This window comes from Paenibacillus sp. FSL H8-0175, assembly GCF_045040615.1.
Taxonomy (GTDB): domain Bacteria; phylum Bacillota; class Bacilli; order Paenibacillales; family Paenibacillaceae; genus Paenibacillus_AQ; species Paenibacillus_AQ odorifer.
The window spans coordinates 164,513-181,555 of the sequence record NZ_CP150299.1 but is presented as its reverse complement, the minus strand read 5'-3'; the positions used below and the strand labels follow the sequence as shown (position 1 = coordinate 181,555).

Genomic DNA, 17,043 nt, shown 5'->3' with positions numbered 1-17,043 from the left:
CCTATTATTGGTTCTCAAGCTCTTCTTTGCTGACCAGACTTGTCAAAGCGTTTACAGCTTGATCGGCATCCGCACCGTCCGCGCTAATGTAAATCTCCGTGCCGGAACTGATAGCGAGGCTCATAATCCCCATAATACTTTTAGCATTTACTTTTTTATCATCTTTTTCCACGAAAATCTCCGACGAAAACTTGTTAGCTTCTTGCACAAACAATGCTGCCGGTCGGGCATGAAGCCCTGTCTTCAACCGAACAACTACCGGGTGCTTTGTCATGAAACGCTTACCCCCTAATTGAGTTCTCCCCAAAAGTTTCACATTAATTTTATATTATTATATCATTATAACGTAAACCACACTAGAAAAAAAGTAATTAGCCGCCTCGAACCTTGTCCGCCAGCTCATCAATCTTACGAAGCCGATGATTTACTCCCGACTTACTGACTGTACCTTTGAGCATTTCACCAACCTCCTTGAGGTTGATATCTGGATGCGCCATTCGAATTTCTGCTACTTCACGCAGTTTATCCGGCAAATTCTCCAGTCCCATTTCTCGCTGCAACAGCTTGATATTTTCAATCTGCCGCACCGCAGCACTTATTGTTTTGTTGAGATTTGCGGTCTCGCAGTTCACGATCCGATTCACGGAATTACGCATATCGCGCATAATTCTTACATCCTCAAATTTGAACAGCGCCTGATGCGCTCCAATCAAACTTAAGAATTCAATAATCTTCTCGCCTTCTTTAATGTAAAGAATGAACCCTTTTTTACGTTCGATGCAGCGTGCGTTTAGGTGGAATTCCCCAGCCAGATCCACTAATGCTTTACAATGTTCCTCATACATCGAGGAAATCTCCAAATGGTAGGAGGAGCCTTCCGGATTATTAACCGATCCGCCAGCCAGAAAGGCACCGCGCAAATAAGCACGCTTGCAGCAGTTATTCCCAACAATCTCATCATCAATACCATCGGTAAAAATAAATCCTTCCGACACAATTCTAAGATCCTTTAGGATCTCTTGTACACGGTTTGGGATTCTGACGATATAGACGTTATTTTTCTTCAAACGCATTTTTTTACGCACGAGTAGCTCAATATGGACCTGGTAATATTTCTTAAGTAAAGAATATACCCGCCTTGCAATCGCGGCGTTCTCCGTCGAAATGTCGAGAATAACCTTTTTGCTTGAAAGCTGCACAGATCCATTCATACGGATAAGCGCTGACATTTCCGCCTTCTCGCAGCAGGGTTCACTCTCCACCATCGTCAGCTCTTTTTTGGTAAGGGCCGCAAAAGACAAGGGTCTCACCTCTTTCTTGATAAGTACTTCGTTCTCATCTATAAGTTATACCCTAGGGTTTCTGTTTATCCAATCCTGCACAAGCTGATAAATGTGATGGCTAAGCTTATCGGTATCATGTCTCAAATAAGTTCGGAATAAAACCAGTTTATCGGCTATAACCTTGTATCCATTGCCATCCAGCGCTTCTTTATCAAGCTGCACCGGGCGCGCGCCCTTCTCGGCGTATTTCGTCTGGACCTGTTCCGGAATCTCACCGTCATTAACAATAACATAATCGAATAAATCGATCCCGATATGATCATATACAGCTTGAAGATGATCGCTGACGGTATAGTTATCCGTTTCACCCGGCTGAGTCATTACGTTGCAGACGAAAATTTTGATAGCATTCGAAGATACAACCGCTTCTGCCAGTTTCGGAACAAGCAGGTTGGGAAGAATGCTCGTATACAGACTGCCAGGACCCAGCAGGATCGCATCTGCATTCCGAATCGCCTCAAGCGCTTCGGGCAACGGTTCTACATCTGGCGGCTCCAAGGACACTCGTCTGATGATCCCGCCAGCTTCAGGGATTTTGGACTCCCCCGTGATAATCGTGCCGTCCGACATTTCTGCATGCAGGATTACAGCTTCACCGGCCGCAGGCAATACCCGGCCGCGAACAGCGAATAATCGACTAAGCTCCCGTACAGCCGTAACGAAATCGCCGGATATATCCGTGAGCGCAGCAAGAATCAAGTTGCCGAGACTATGACCAGCTAGTCCCTCACCCGTGTTGAAACGGTATCTCATAATCTCTGCCATGAGCGGCTCCACATCAGCCATAGCTGTCAATACGTTGCGGATGTCCCCAGGAGGAGGCATTTGCAGTTCACTGCGCAAAATACCTGAGCTTCCCCCATCATCGGCAACGGTAACAATAGCAGTAATATCTAATGGCTTCTCTTTTAAACCACGAAGCATGACAGATAACCCCGTGCCACCGCCCATAACGACGATACGTGGACGCTGTCTTTGTTCTTCAGCCACTATGACCCCTTCTCTCTAGTGCCGATCACGCTCGGAATCCCGATGACTAACGGTTACGGATTCCGTCTCGCTAACGCCCAGCATTTTACCCAAATACTCGGAAATGGCTACGGAACGGTGTTTACCTCCCGTACAGCCAATGCCAATGATAATCTGGGACTTACCTTCCTTACGATATTGCGGAATTAGAAAATGAAGCATATCGAGCAGTTTGGTCAGGAACACCTGTGTTTCAGGCCACTTCATTACATAATCGTAGACTTCACTGTCCTGGCCGGTTTTAGGCCGCAGATGGTCCACATAATGTGGGTTAGGCAAGAAGCGGACATCGAAGACAAGATCTGCATCAATAGGAATACCGTACTTAAATCCGAAGGATGTAATATTGACGGAAAGCGTACTTTTTCCTAGATGCGAAAACCGTGAAACGATCTTCTCCTTAAGCTGCACGGGCTTCATACTGCTGGTATCTAAACATAACGTAGCTGAATTTTTCAATTCTTCAAGCATTTTACGTTCTAGCTTGATACCATCAAGCGGCAGCCCCTTAGGTGCTAATGGATGATGACGTCGACTTTCCTTGTAACGCTGAACAAGTACTGAATCTGTAGCATCCAAAAACAAGATCTCACAGCCAATGGTTGACTCATCCTTGATATAGGCAAGAGACTCAGACAAAGCAGTGAAGAATTCTCGACCACGCAGGTCAATTACAAGGGCTACCTTGGCAATCTTACCCTTTGACTGTTCAATTAGCTCTGCGAACTTGGGAATCAGCACCGGTGGTAAATTATCGACACAGAAGAACCCTAGGTCTTCCAGACTTTGTACAGCAATTGTCTTCCCCGCACCTGACATTCCCGTAATAATAATCAGGGTGGCTCCAGCCGTTGGGGTATTGTCCAATTCGGTCATAAAAGCGTCCCCTCCCTAGATTTAGTATATGAATACTTCCCGTCTTTTAAGAACGCAGCAAAAGGCCGGCAGCCCCAACAATACCTGCGTCATTGCCAAGCTCAGCTGGAATAATCGAAACACCAGTTTGAAGCGGAGCCGGTGTCAATTTCGCAAACACTCGACGAACCTCATCAAATAGAATATCTCCAGCCTTAGACACACCGCCGCCAACGATAAATACTTCAGGGTTAAGCACAGCCGCAACAGAAGCCATGGATTTACCCAGATAGTACGCTGCACGATTTACTATACGGATAGCTACTTCATCGCCAGCCTTAGCCGCATCAAAGACTTCTTTCGCAGCAATCTTCTCTACCATAGAGAGAGAAGTACGATCGCCACGAGCTACTGCATCATTAGCCATGCGGATAATACCTGTAGCGGAGGAAACGGTTTCCAGACAGCCCATGTTGCCACAGCCGCATTGAATAGCTTCCAGATCCGGCACTACTGTGATATGACCAAGCTCACCAGCTAATCCCGCAAAGCCTTGATAAATCTTTCCATTAATAATGATTCCGCCACCGACACCTGTTCCAAGCGTATAGCAGACACAGTTATCAACGCCACGTCCCGCACCACTCCAAGCTTCGCCCAGTGCAGCCACATTCGCATCATTGTCTATTTTGACAGGCTTGTTCCAACGATCTTCCAAAATGGAACGGATCGGCACATCTCTAAATCCTATGTTAGGCGCAAGGATGATGATTCCTTCACGAATATTTGTGAACCCGGCTACACCCGCTCCTACACCTGCAAGCTGATCCCAAGAGTACGGGGAATCCTCCACAATTTGGCGTACATACTTCTCGATATTATCGATAACAGTATCGACACCCTCTGCAGTTCCTGTAGGTCCCTCATAAGTATGTAGCAGGGTACCTTCAGCATTACAGATTCCAACCTTAATTGCAGTTCCACCCAAATCCACGCCAACGTAGATATTCTCAGACATGTAACAAGCCACCTTTTTTTATACTAAAATAGTTAATCCTAAGTACCAACTATAATAGAAGCCCTCTCTGTGGTCAAGGAAAGACAACACACCCGGGAATTCCTTATTTTAAGAGTATACTCTATTATATTCTAAAAAGACCCCCTTACGCCTAAGTAAGAGAGTCTTGTACTTATATTATTATCTGGAAAATAACCCAACGCACCGATTTATTCTGATAAAATGCGCTTTTGGCCCTCTAATGCTCGGATTGGAGCGATATTCTGTGTGAACTCTAGCGTGCCCATATATTGGCCTGACTCGTCTCGTACAGCGAAGTAACGGATGTAGATAAACTTATCCTTGATATTGATCCAGAAGTCTTCAGCATCCTTACGGCCTGCCTTAAAGTCTTCCAAAAGCTTCTCTACCACATGAACACTTTGCGGGGGATGACAGTTCTGTACTGTACGGCCGATAACCGCTTTAGTTCGGGCAAAGATACGCTCCTTCCCATGTGAAAAATATCGGACAACATCATTCTCATCAATGAAGGTTAGATCTACAGGAAGATGGTTGAGTACGGTCTCCAGCTGATGCAGTGACAACAACCCTGTCTCAAAACGGATGAACCCGCCTTGCGGCGTAGCTCCTTCTGTTTCTTCCAGCACTGCGCCGTCCGGCTCAGCGGCCCGCTCAGGGATCCACTCCTGCTCCGGTGCGGTTAGGCAGAACCCGATCTCATCGCTCTCCCGGGCGATTTTGACCCATTCATCTTCCGTCAGTTTGTCCAGGGCCATAGGCAATAGAATATTTTCTTCCTTAAAGATCATTTCATTAACTTCCTTGATGATCTCCTCAAGCTGAACGCCTATTTCTGCTGCGTTTCCGCTATAAGTGCTGAGCGCTGCTTTTGCCTCTTTAATCATACGGCGGATATTATCATCCACTCCCCACATTACCTTGGTTGGGCCATAAATGCCGTATTTTTCGAGGTATGGGAACAGCAGATTTTCTTTTCGGCTATAGTGTTTATCAAGATCCAGCAGCAAGCTAAGATCCTCCAACAATTTGAAGATCAGTTCCTCACTATCATTCTTTTGAAACTTTGTTGCGTGCAGATCCATGCGGAAGTTAACAAGTCTTTCGATCTCACGATTCTCCAATTTGAAGGTGTGTACTGGATGGCCTGGCTGCTCCTCGGGCTGGGACGAGCGGTGAATCTGCTCAATAGAGCCTTTAAAAATGGCTGTATGTACCGAACAAAGACGTTGGACCTCGGATACCGGAATTCCTTCTTCGGTCATTAATGAATGCTCCATCGCGGAAATCTCCGCTACGGTAACATCACCCACAGCTTCGGCGAATCGCGCCTTAACCTCTTCTACACTTTTCCCTGCATGCAGCTCTTTAATAATCTCCTTAAGCATAGCCTGGCGACGAGTCTGTTCCGGCACATCAACTTCACGGTTGTTAATCAGTTCGCTCATATTAACACTCCTTTATTAAATAATCTCGAAACCATGACGTTCAAAAGTTAGCTTCACGTGCTCGAGTTCCATTTTCTTCAGCTTAATTCCTTTGGATAAGGTCATGAAACGGCCAGCGGTCTGCAGCATGCCAGGCTTGGCAATATCCTTAAAGCCCAGCTCTACCATAATCTCGATGACCTCCGGATGCCGTGATACCATCTCGAATATAGATTCATCCAAACTCAGCACTTTTTCCATTTCACTCTTCTCCTTCATGTGAGAACTATTCTCAATAAAAGATTAGCACAGGCCGTACAGGACCATTGTGATTGCAATCACTAATTCAAAAGAATGCAATTATCGTTCTTTTTAAGACGGATTATGTCTGCTGTGAACCTAAAAAAACTGCCCCCTACGCTTAAAAAGCATAAGAGACAGCCTGATTTGTCATTAATTAATGATTTATTATAGCGTTACTCCTGTTTTGAATATGGAGATCTCACGGAAATTATTCTTTTCATTATTAACCCATTCACCGCTGGCCACCGCAATAATATAGTTTATGAAGCTGCGCAGGACCTCATCTGGAGAACCATCTTCCACCAACACACCTGCATTAAAATCGATCCAATGACGTTTGCCTTCATACAATGGGGTATTGGTAGATACCTTCATCGTAGGCACGAATGTACCAAATGGTGTTCCCCGCCCGGTCGTAAAGATCACCAATTGGCAGCCAGCAGCAGCCAGTGCAGAGGAAGCCACAAGATCATTGCCAGGTGCGTTAAGGAGATTTAAGCCTTTATTAGTGATAAGCTCCCCGTACTTGAGGACATCCATAACTGTAGCGTTCCCGGATTTTTGAGTACAACCCAATGATTTATCCTCAAGCGTAGTAATTCCTCCGGCTTTATTCCCTGGAGAAGGATTTTCATATACCGGCTGTTTATAGTCCATAAAATACTGCTTAAAGTCATTAATGAGATCAACAATTTTGTTGAAAATATTTTCGTCCGCAGCACGTTCCATTAGAATTTTTTCGGCACCAAACATTTCAGGTACTTCTGTCAGTACAGTGGTCCCGCCTTGAGCAGCCATATAATCAGACAGACGTCCAAGGAGCGGATTCGCAGTAATACCGGATAACCCGTCGGAGCCTCCACATTTCAGACCGATTTTCAGCTCAGAGAGTGATACCTCTTCCCGTTGATCGCCTTGGACATTATTATAGATTTCCTTCAGCAGCTTCACGCCTTCTTCAATCTCATTCCCAACCTCTTGGGAGACAAGGAAACGCACACGATCCTCATCATAGCTGCCCAGCATGTCTTTAAAAATATGCAAATTGTTATTCTCACAGCCCAATCCGAGCACAAGCACGCCGCCCGCATTCGGGTGTTTAACCGCGTTAGCCAGAATCGTACGTGTATTGTCATGATCATCGCCCAGCTGGGAGCAACCGTAGTTATGCTTAAGCACGAGCACGTTATCGAAAGGTGCGATATCTCCAACCTCTGCTTTGAAAATATTGATGATCTGCTCCGCCACTCCATTCACACAACCAACAGTAGGGACGATCCACAGCTCATTGCGGATACCTACAGATCCATCAAAGCGGCGATACCCCTTAAAGGTCAAATTCTCCGCTGCAAAAGGATTCGGCGTCAGCTTCTGCTCAAAGGTATATTCCTCTACCCCTGTTAGGTTTGTCTTAGTGTTATGGGTATGCACCCACTGCCCCGGCGCGATAGACGCTATAGCATGACCAATGGGGTAACCATATTTCAATACGTTTTCACCTTCGCTAATGCTGGATAGTGCAATTTTATGGCCTCTAGCGATATCTTCAGTAATTTTAATCTCTTTTGAACCAATCACAATGGTGTCGCCTGCTTTATAGTCTTTTAGTGCAACAGCGACATTATCAGCCTCATTAATCTGCAATACTTCTTTCATCGTCTTGATCATATCATTGTCACCTCCAGGGTATTAGTTGTGTGCCGGTCTCTTCACGAACGCTTTTAAGGCTTGCTTCATGCCATTTTTCTCAATCGCAATCAGTCCTTCTGTCACCTTGTCAGTAAGTCCAGACACTTCATTCAGGTCACAGCCCCAGCGATTGGTTGCGGCAAGTACTTCGACGGCCAGTGCGCGCAGCCCGGTGTCTGTGCCATCCCATCCTCCCCATAAGGAGGCGAACCATTCCAAAATATCCGCATCATCAGCCAGTTGAATGTTTTCTTCCCCTCTGCGTCCTCTATAGAAGGCAATTAATGCGCTCAATGAGAAGACAAGCTTTTCAGGCAATTGTCCTTTGGCCTCTACATATTGCAGTAAAGAAGGCAGATCTCTTGTCTTAAACTTCGATATAGAATTAAGGGAAATGCTCATCAAGTAATGCTGCACATAAGGGTTCAGGAATCTTTCTAATACCGCGTCTGCAAAAGAATTCAATTCCTCTGCCGGCAGATCCAGCGTTGGAATAATCTCATCATAGATTAAGGACTTCACGTACGCCCCAACCTCTTCGTGCTCAATGGCTTCAGCAACCGTATCAATACCGTACAAATACGCTACTGGTGTCATAGCTGTATGAGCTCCGTTTAAAATCCTCACTTTACGAGTCCGATAAGGGGCCATATCATCCACCACCAGCACATTAAGACCTGCTAGTTCAGCCGGAAACTCCTTTTTAATCCACTGTGGTCCTTCAATCACCCAAAGATGGAATTGCTCGCCGACAACGACCAGCTTATCCTCATAACCCAGCTCTTCTGTAATCTCGGCAATGCTGTCTCTTGGATAACCGGGAACAATGCGGTCCACCAGACTGCAGCAGAAGGTATTAGCTTCATTCAACCAGTTCACAAAACCTTCTCCAAGATTCCACAGCTCAGCATATTTCAAAATAACCTTTTTGAGTTCATCACCATTCCGGTCAATCAGCTCGCATGGAATGATGATAAAACCTTTAGAAGCCTCCCCATTAAAAATTTGATAACGTTTGTACAATAAGGCCGTCAGCTTGCCTGGGAAACTACTCTGCGGCGTATCGGTTAACTTGTCGCCAGCTTCAAAAGCAATTCCCGCTTCAGTAGTATTAGACACGATAAAGCGCAGCTCAGGGTTCTCAGCCAGCTTCATATACTCCTCATGCTGTGAATAGGGATTAAGCGTCCGCGTAATACAATTAATTACCTCGTGTTCTTTTACAGCCGCTCCGTCTTTAATGCCTTGCAGATAAAGGGTATACAGCCCATCCTGATCATTCAGCATTTCTGCCAGTCCGTTAGCCAATGGCTGTACAACAACCACTCCACCATTGAAATCCGTTTTTTGATTCATGGTATGAATCTGCCAATCTACAAAGGCGCGCATGAAATTGCCTTCGCCAAATTGTAGAACCTTCTCAGGATACTGCTTGTAAGCTGTCCAATTATCACTATTTAATCTTTTCATATTAACGCCTCCTAATAGTAAATGCACACGATAAACTTATTAAATAAACTATATAAAATCATATTTATATTACTAATTCATTAAATATATGCACACGTGAAAATTTTAGATAGCAATCCTTTACGAAGGTAAAGGATCAGGCTGCTATGCGCAGCCTCTACTTCTGCAACTTCCTGACTGATTCTCTGGCAATAAGCTCTGTCTCGATCGAGATCCGCCCGTCTTTTTCTGAGGGTTCCTTGACCAAGCTTAACAGCTGGCGAGCGCCTTGCTCACTAATCTTCTCAATAGGACGTTTGACCGTGGTGAGTGAAGGATTGGCAAAAAGTGAAAACCCAATGTCGTCAAAACCAACAACAGAGATATCATTTGGCACCTGCAGCCCTCGCTCAAACACGCCTTTCATAGCCCCGATCGCCATATCATCATTGGAGCAAAATACAGCAGTCGGTGGCTTCTCGAGATCCAGCAGCTTGCCCATCGCCTCATATCCACTTTGCATATCATAACTACCGCTTATCATGTAGTCATTACGAACAGGGATATTATGGTCAATCAAAGCTTTTATAAAGCCATCTCTGCGTTCCTGTGTGGATTTAAAGCCCTCGACACCTTCAATAATTGCAATGTCTTGATGCCCGTTTTCGATCAGGTATTTGCCTGCATTATAAGCACCTTCCCGGTCGTTCGAGATGATGTTGATAATGGAACGGTCATCAATTTCCCGGTTCAGCACAACGATTGGAATGCCTTGCTGGACAACATGGTAAATGAATTTATTATCTGCTTCACTCTGGCTCATTAGAATAATTCCATCAAAACGTTTGCGATGAATAGAGGAGTAATCCGCATAATCGTCGATCCCACGGATGAACAGATTGTACTCTACATCTATGACCCTATTTACACCACGAATCGTATCAGAGAAGAAACCAGAAGTTGTGCCGTTGGCAATACTCGTGAAGAACAGACCAATGGTATAGGATCGCTGCATCACAAGGCTTTTGGCATTGTAATTAGGGACGTAACCCACTTGCGCAGCGATCTCGGCAATTTTTTTACGTGTGACCTCTTTAATTAGTGGACTATTGTTAAGTGCTCTCGATACAGTTGTATGCGATACATTCGCCAATTTGGCGATATCCTTGATTGTAGGTGCCATGGGTCAACCTTCCTTATTAAACGGGTTTGGCTCTTCCATGTAAGGATATCATAACGATTACCTAGTCACCAATGCCTGTTTCGAGAAATTAAAATAATGATCAGCGTTATTGTAACAGATGTTCTCAATCATACTGCCCAGTAACTCCATATCATCCGGGGCTTCTCCAGCTTCTACCCAAGAGCCTACTAGATCACACAAGATTCTTCTAAAGTACTCATGTCTGGTATACGATAAAAAGCTTCTGGAGTCTGTTAACATCCCAACAAATTGGCTAAGTACGCCTAGATTAGCAAGTGTCTTCATCTGTTCCAGCATGCCGTCTTTATTATCGTTGTACCACCATGCGGTTCCGAATTGAATCTTCCCTGGAATACCGCCGCCCTGGAAGCTACCCATTAGACTGGCAATAACATGATTATCATTAGGGTTCAATGAGTACAAAATGGTCTTAGGCAACGCATTCTCACGATCCAGCGCATCGAGCAGACCCGCCAAAGGCTTAGCAATCACGCCGTCATTGATAGAATCATAACCCGTGTCAGGTCCGAGACGTCCGAACATTACGCTGTTGTTATTCCGTAGCGCATGAATATGGAATTGCATCGCCCAATCCAGCTCGTTATACAATTTGCCGAGGAATACTAGCGTGAATCCTTTATATTTCTTTTCTTCACTCTCACTTACAGTGCCTTCATAAAGTGCTTTAGCGAATATAGCTGTAGCTTCCTCCAAGGTAGTAGGCTCAAACATTACCGCATCCAAAGCATGGTCAGATACACGGCCGGCTCTGGCGTGGAAGAATCTCACTCTGCTCTCCAATGCTGCAAGAAACTGTCCGTAATTCTTAACAGCCATTCCCGAAACTTCGCTTAGCTGAGCTACCCAAGGCTGGAAGGTAGGACGGTTGATTTCAAGCGCTTTATCTGGCCGGAATCCCGGCACAACGCTAGCATTGAATCCACTCAGATTACTGATTTTCTCATGATATTCCAGATTATCTACAGGATCATCGGTAGTACAAACCGTAGTCACCTTCGATTTAATGATCAAATCTCTTGCTCCGTATCCTTCACCCTGTAACTGTCTATTCACTTCATCCCAAATTTTTGGTGCGTTAGCTTCATTCAGCAACTCATATACACCGAAGAAACGTTGCAGCTCCAGATGCGTCCAATGGTATAGCGGATTCCCGATAATCATCGGAACCGTTCTAGCCCAGGCTAAAAATTTATCATAATCACTGGCATCGCCAGTAATGAATTTCTCTTCTATACCGTTAGCGCGCATCACTCTCCATTTATAATGGTCGCCATACAGCCAAGCTTCGGTGATATTGTTGAACGTTTTGTTCTCATAAATTTCTTTTGGGCTGAGGTGGCAATGATAATCGATAATGGGCATGTCTTTCGCATGATGATGAAACAGCTTAATTGCGGTCTCGCTCGACAATAGGAAGTTCTCATCCATGAATTTTTTACTCATGAGGTTTGCTGCTCTCCTTTAAGTTCGAATGGGAGTTACACAAAGTTTAACGTGAACATTTATTCAATCGGTCGATTTCTTAATAAATATTTTAAACTTAAAATTATTGCTTATAATAGTGTTTGTGTAAATTGTTCACGTTAACATTATATCTTCATTGTAAACGTATTTTTAAAATGCGCAAGTCTTTTTATAAAGACATTGTTACAGTTATTTTAACTTCCGAGCGGTAATAAATAAACAACATATTTAATATCTGGACACGGCCCCGCCAATATTGAAAAAAGCAGGCAACCCTTTAGAAAAAGGATTACCTGCTTATATGTCATCGGACTAAGATTTCTCGCAAAATTAACTATCCAGTGTTTCGCTCCAGTCATGCACCATCGTACCCTCTAGGTACTTCTCAGCATCCATTGCTGCCATACAGCCGGATCCCGCTGCAGAAATTGCCTGACGATAACGGGTATCCTGCACGTCGCCACAAGCGAATACGCCCGGGATGTTCGTTTCTGTCGTTCCAGGGTTGACCACAATGTAGCCGTTGGTATCGGTCGTAATTTGCCCCCCTAAAAATCCGGTGTTCGGCGTGTGCCCGATCGCGATAAACACTCCGTCCGCTTCGATGAGTTCATCAATTCCCGTCTCATTGTTGCGAACCGTCAGCCCCTTAACGCCAGACTCGTCGGTTGTAACCTTAAGCGGTGTACGGTTAAGAGCCCACGATACCTTACTGTTATCCCGTGCGCGAGCCTGCATAATCTTCGAAGCTCTAAGCTCATCACGACGGTGAACCAATGTTACATTGGAAGCGAATCGGGTTAAAAAGCTGGCTTCCTCCATCGCTGAATCTCCACCACCGACGACAATAATCTTTTTGCCACGGAAAAAGAATCCGTCACAAGTAGCACAAGTGCTGACCCCACGGCCCACATTCTCCTGCTCCCCGGGGATTCCTAAATATCTGGCAGATGCGCCGGTTGAGATGATCACTGACTCCGCCTCTAATACTCCCAATCCATCTACAGTCACTTTAAATGGACGCTGTGAAAAATCAACTGAATCCACCCAACCATTCTTAAATTCAGCCCCAAAACGTTCAGCCTGCTTGCGCATGTTGTCCATTAAATCCGGGCCTAGAATTCCTTCAGGAAAGCCTGGGAAGTTCTCGACTTCTGTTGTCGTTGTCAGTTGTCCACCTGGTTGCATACCTTCAATCACAAGTGGGTTTAGGTTGGCACGTGCCAAATAAATTGCAGCAGTAAGCCCGGCTGGGCCTGTTCCGATTACAATCGTTTTGTACATAACAGTGGCCTCCTCACAATAGGGTTTATTTAGAAGAAACGGGCCCTTTTTTGGCGAGCATAGACGCCTTCGGTGTCCCTATAAGGAACATTAGCGTTACGCAAGACATATAAAAAGGGCTCCGTTTCTACGAAATACTACATGATCGATTTAGATATTCTCGGTAAATGGCGGAAGGCTGTCGCTCACACTTCCCTCGAAACTACATTCCGTATCTATGCGCCGAGCATAACGACTGACCATAGATACGGAAACATTGTAACGCTGAGCTACTTCACGGTAGGTGACCGGCAGGTTATGCGTTTTAGCAATTAGATATTCTAAGGCAGCACACCAGCCATTCGCATGACGGATAAACGGAACATCCGGATAAAGGCTGCTCAGAAATTGCTTCCACAGTAATTCAGCATCTTTTTTGTGGATTGCATCATATCTTCGATCCATCATACTAAGGGTCTGGTCGATAACTTTCTGCCAATCCTCTCTCCATTCCGGCAGTCCCTTCAGACGCGGGGAAGAGGTTTCTTTGACTTCCTGAAGCACATTCTCTTCAGGAACACTTCCAATCAGCCGCTGCAGACTAAGAAGTGCCGCTTCTTGCAGCTTTTCTTCCTGCAAGGGCTGCTGCTTCAGAAGTCCTTGCAGAATTTCGGACATCTCTTCATCTTCGATCCACCGCAGAGCTTCTGTAACCTGAAGCTTCGTATTGGCATCCCCGTAGCGGAGCGCCCAGAAGAAGGAAGAGCGAAGCAGCGGATTGTTCCGTACCTCTTCGGTAAAGCTGCCCTTGTTGTCCTTCCACAGCTTCAGCTGCTCCTGAAAAGGAAGCTGATAGTTGTAGCTGACCAGCGACAGCGTTTTACCTTCCCCCTGCGCCTGCTGCAGCTGAGCCAGAAAAAATCTCGGCACAGCCGATTCCGGATCGAGCTTAGCCGCCTTCTGCCAGCAGCGTTGTGCTTCTGTATACAGGCCACTATTGCTGGCAGCTGCCGCACAGTAATGATAGAGACTGGCGTCGCCACCGACCTCTTCATCCTTCAACAGACGTCTAAAATGGCCATAGGCGGTTCTATGGCGTCCCAGAATCCCCATGGTGGTGGCCATTTTGAACAGATGCTCCTGATGAAACGGAATGGTGGTCTCCAGAAGGCGTAACAATCCATCCAGTTGCCCGCGGTCACCTTCATACTGAAGGAAGATCGCTAAGTTACAGAGTGCATGCAAATTCCCGGAGTCCTGCTCCAGCACCCGCATAATACATTCCTTAGCTTTGGTAAAACGACCCATGTAAAAATACGCTAGGGCTAGGTTGTTATGTGCCGCCAGGAAGTCAGGCGTATTGCTCACAATCTCTTCAAGCAAAGTGACGGCTTGTGTAAACTTGCCCTCCTCCAACAGTGCTCGGGCTCGCTCATGCTCTATTACACCTTCCCGGCTTCTAATCCGGATAAGTGGAGCAGGACGGTCCAGCTCATATTGCAGCAGCTCCATCAATTCTTCCGATTCGGCCAGAAATTCACCGTTCACATCTTCTTCGAGATAAGTGACGAGTGAGCGTTCTGCCTCCTCATAGCTTTCCATATTGGCGAAGTTGTTAGCCATATAGAAATAACATTCCGTCATTGCCGGATCAATATTCTCCAGTACATGGGTTAAAATGTCGTTGGACGCTTCATAATTACCCATTTCTGATAATACGCCAGCCACGTTGCAATGATTGACCGGATTCTCCGGCTCGTACTCTACAGCTTTGCGAAAATTCTTTAATGCCTTATCATATTGAAAGCGATCCAAGGACCGAACGGCTCTTTCAAAGAAAAAATTGGCATTCAGAGTTACAGGAATCACATTATCATTCCCCAGTTCATACTCTGAAGTTCTCTCAATCATGGAAGCAAGGCACCTCCCTTATAAGAAGCTTCCTTATACTAACGAAAAATAGGAGGGCGGCGCCCTATGGGGTATGCCGGAGCTCCATCCTTAATCGCTATTCCGTTCCCTTATTGGGCGCGGGTATCTCCACACAGTATACCACATGTGACAGCGAGAATCTCAAGTTGAGAAAGACTCTACCACTCTGCTTACAACATCTTTTTTGACAAAAAATAAAAAAGACGGGGAATTAAATTCCCGCGTCTCTAAATAGCTTATCGATTGAACCACCCTCAAGGATGATGTGCGTAGCCTGGGCAAGCATCGGTGCAACAGATAATACCGTAAACCGACTTGAATGGTCATCAGGCAGTGCAATAGAATCTGTCGTAACCACTTCCTGAATAGAAGGATGGTCAAGCCGCTGTAGCGCGGGCCCTGAGAATAATCCGTGCGTCGCGCAGACAATACTGTCCTTCGCACCTCTCTCCTTCAGGCCTTCTACCACATTCACAATGGTCGTCCCAGTATCGATCAGATCCTCAATAATGATAGGTGTCCGTCCCTCGACATCACCAATGACATGAGTGATTACCGATTCATTATGGGCTGGGCGCTTCTTGATCATAATGGCAAAAGGTGAATCCAGCTTATTCGCCAGCTTCTCAGCCATAGACGCACGCCCTGCATCCGGGGAAACAATGACCAGATCAGACATTGCCTTGGCTTTCAAATGGCTGCTGATCAAATCGAGTGCAGTCAGATGATCGACCGGAATGTTGAAAAAGCCTTGAATCGCCGCTGCGTGCAAATCGATGGTGATTACGCGGGTTGCTCCAGCGGTCGTCAGCACATCAGCCACCATCTTAGCCGAGATCGGCTCACGGGGTGCGGACTTCCGCTCCTGCCGAGCGTACCCATAATACGGCACAATAATGTTCACTGTACGAGCTGAAGCCCGTTTGGCAGCATCTATCATCACCAGCAGCTCCACGAACATCTCATTAATGGGATGCGAAAGGGATTGCACCAAAAATACGTCGCAGTTCCGGATGCTTTCTTCGTAATGCACGTAAATCTCGCCGCTCATGAAGCGGGTCAGCTTTATCTGCCCCAATTCAACACCAAGTCGCTCCGCAATATCAGCCGCTAACTTTGGATTCGACGAACCGGAAAAAATACGTAATTGTTGATGATGCATAATACCCTCCTGCGGATTATATATTATAGTTTGAACTGAACAGTGGTACGGCGGCGTCCCTCAAATACAGCCAGCTCACGAAAACCAGTCTGCCAAAGCATACTACGCGCCTCTTGCAGCCCGTCCCCCAGCTTGGCAGGATCATGTGCATCGGAGCCTAATGTCAGCGGTATGCCGAGCTTTAGGGCCTCCTGTAGCAGATGCTCGGCCGGGAACATCTCAGCGCAAGGCTTCGTAAGTCCGGATGCATTCAGCTCCATGGCGATTCCTCTATCCGCTATAACCTTTAAGGTCTCTAGCTCCAGCGCCCTTACCTCAGCCGTGCCCTCCGGTGTTTGTGGGCCATAACCGAACCGTTTAATAACATCCATATGTCCTATAATATCATATAATCCCGATAACGCCGACTTCTTTACCGCATCGTAATAAAGACGATATACCTGTAGCGCATCTTTGCCTTCCCAACCATGAACCTGGCGGTGATCCGTAATATCCCACTCCCCAAGAAAATGCACAGAACCTATAAGATAATCCCATGGATACGGCGACAAAATCTCGCGAATTTGCTCTTCATAGCCTTCGATATAATCGGCTTCCAGCCCCACCCGCAGATCTATGACTCCACGGTAACGCTCCTTTAGGGTTAGACATTCCTCCACATAACGAGGCAGTTCAGCCATTGGCATAGCCATTTCAGGATAATAGCTGGCGGGATCTACGTGGATGAGCGGCAAGTGGTCGGATAATCCCAGCTGCTGAAGTCCAAGCTCTATCCCGCGCTGTACATACTCCTCAAGCTTACCCACGGCATGGCCACAGCGTTCATGATGCGTGTGGTAATCAATGTGCATCACTCAGTCCTC

Annotated in this window: 15 protein-coding genes; all 15 read right to left on the bottom strand. The window is 46.0% G+C overall.

Annotated features, from left to right (window positions below):
• Positions 1-4: 4 nt before the first annotated feature.
• The 15 genes from MHH46_RS00885 to hisJ all read right to left on the bottom strand — a co-directional run bounded on the left by MHH46_RS00885 (position 5) and on the right by hisJ (position 17,031).
• Complete coding sequence (locus MHH46_RS00885; RefSeq protein ID WP_036687106.1) at positions 5-274, bottom strand: HPr family phosphocarrier protein; 270 nt, start codon at positions 272-274, stop codon at positions 5-7.
• Positions 275-371: 97 nt separating this feature from the next.
• Positions 372-1,301, bottom strand: a complete 930-nt coding sequence (whiA, locus tag MHH46_RS00880; protein ID WP_036687104.1) for a DNA-binding protein WhiA — start codon at positions 1,299-1,301, stop codon at positions 372-374.
• 45 nt (positions 1,302-1,346) lie between these two features.
• Positions 1,347-2,294 carry a YvcK family protein gene (gene yvcK, locus MHH46_RS00875; RefSeq protein ID WP_169744815.1) on the bottom strand — a complete coding sequence of 316 codons (948 nt, stop codon included), beginning with the start codon at positions 2,292-2,294 and terminating at the stop codon, positions 1,347-1,349.
• 54 nt (positions 2,295-2,348) lie between these two features.
• Complete coding sequence (gene rapZ, locus MHH46_RS00870; protein ID WP_076126855.1) at positions 2,349-3,248, bottom strand: RNase adapter RapZ; 900 nt, start codon at positions 3,246-3,248, stop codon at positions 2,349-2,351.
• A gap of 46 nt (positions 3,249-3,294) precedes the next feature.
• Positions 3,295-4,245, bottom strand: a complete 951-nt coding sequence (locus MHH46_RS00865; RefSeq protein ID WP_036687097.1) for an ROK family glucokinase — start codon at positions 4,243-4,245, stop codon at positions 3,295-3,297.
• Positions 4,246-4,454: 209 nt separating this feature from the next.
• A complete protein-coding gene (locus tag MHH46_RS00860; RefSeq protein WP_076186864.1) occupies positions 4,455-5,714 on the bottom strand; it encodes a DUF438 domain-containing protein in 1,260 nt (419 codons plus the stop codon).
• A 15-nt stretch (positions 5,715-5,729) separates the two neighbouring features.
• The gene (locus MHH46_RS00855) at positions 5,730-5,954 is read right to left on the bottom strand and encodes a DUF1858 domain-containing protein (RefSeq protein ID WP_076186866.1); all 225 of its coding nucleotides are present in this window, start codon (positions 5,952-5,954) and stop codon (positions 5,730-5,732) included.
• Positions 5,955-6,161: 207 nt separating this feature from the next.
• A complete protein-coding gene (locus tag MHH46_RS00850) occupies positions 6,162-7,652 on the bottom strand; it encodes a UxaA family hydrolase (protein ID WP_076192672.1) in 1,491 nt (496 codons plus the stop codon).
• A gap of 33 nt (positions 7,653-7,685) precedes the next feature.
• Positions 7,686-9,155, bottom strand: coding sequence for a tagaturonate reductase (locus MHH46_RS00845; RefSeq protein ID WP_076192645.1), 1,470 nt, complete (start codon positions 9,153-9,155; stop codon positions 7,686-7,688).
• 157 nt (positions 9,156-9,312) lie between these two features.
• The gene (locus MHH46_RS00840) at positions 9,313-10,317 is read right to left on the bottom strand and encodes a LacI family DNA-binding transcriptional regulator (RefSeq protein WP_076105201.1); all 1,005 of its coding nucleotides are present in this window, start codon (positions 10,315-10,317) and stop codon (positions 9,313-9,315) included.
• A gap of 57 nt (positions 10,318-10,374) precedes the next feature.
• Positions 10,375-11,802: a glucuronate isomerase gene (gene uxaC, locus MHH46_RS00835; RefSeq protein ID WP_076192647.1), complete on the bottom strand. Its 1,428-nt coding sequence runs from the start codon at positions 11,800-11,802 to the stop codon at positions 10,375-10,377.
• Positions 11,803-12,153: 351 nt separating this feature from the next.
• Positions 12,154-13,107: a thioredoxin-disulfide reductase gene (trxB, locus tag MHH46_RS00830; protein ID WP_076192650.1), complete on the bottom strand. Its 954-nt coding sequence runs from the start codon at positions 13,105-13,107 to the stop codon at positions 12,154-12,156.
• Between the two features lie 150 nt (positions 13,108-13,257).
• Positions 13,258-14,997 carry a tetratricopeptide repeat protein gene (locus MHH46_RS00825; RefSeq protein WP_076126845.1) on the bottom strand — a complete coding sequence of 580 codons (1,740 nt, stop codon included), beginning with the start codon at positions 14,995-14,997 and terminating at the stop codon, positions 13,258-13,260.
• A 232-nt stretch (positions 14,998-15,229) separates the two neighbouring features.
• Complete coding sequence (locus tag MHH46_RS00820) at positions 15,230-16,180, bottom strand: ribose-phosphate pyrophosphokinase (protein WP_036687083.1); 951 nt, start codon at positions 16,178-16,180, stop codon at positions 15,230-15,232.
• A gap of 23 nt (positions 16,181-16,203) precedes the next feature.
• Positions 16,204-17,031 carry a histidinol-phosphatase HisJ gene (hisJ, locus tag MHH46_RS00815; protein ID WP_076126843.1) on the bottom strand — a complete coding sequence of 276 codons (828 nt, stop codon included), beginning with the start codon at positions 17,029-17,031 and terminating at the stop codon, positions 16,204-16,206.
• Between the last annotated feature and the right edge of the window lie 12 nt (positions 17,032-17,043).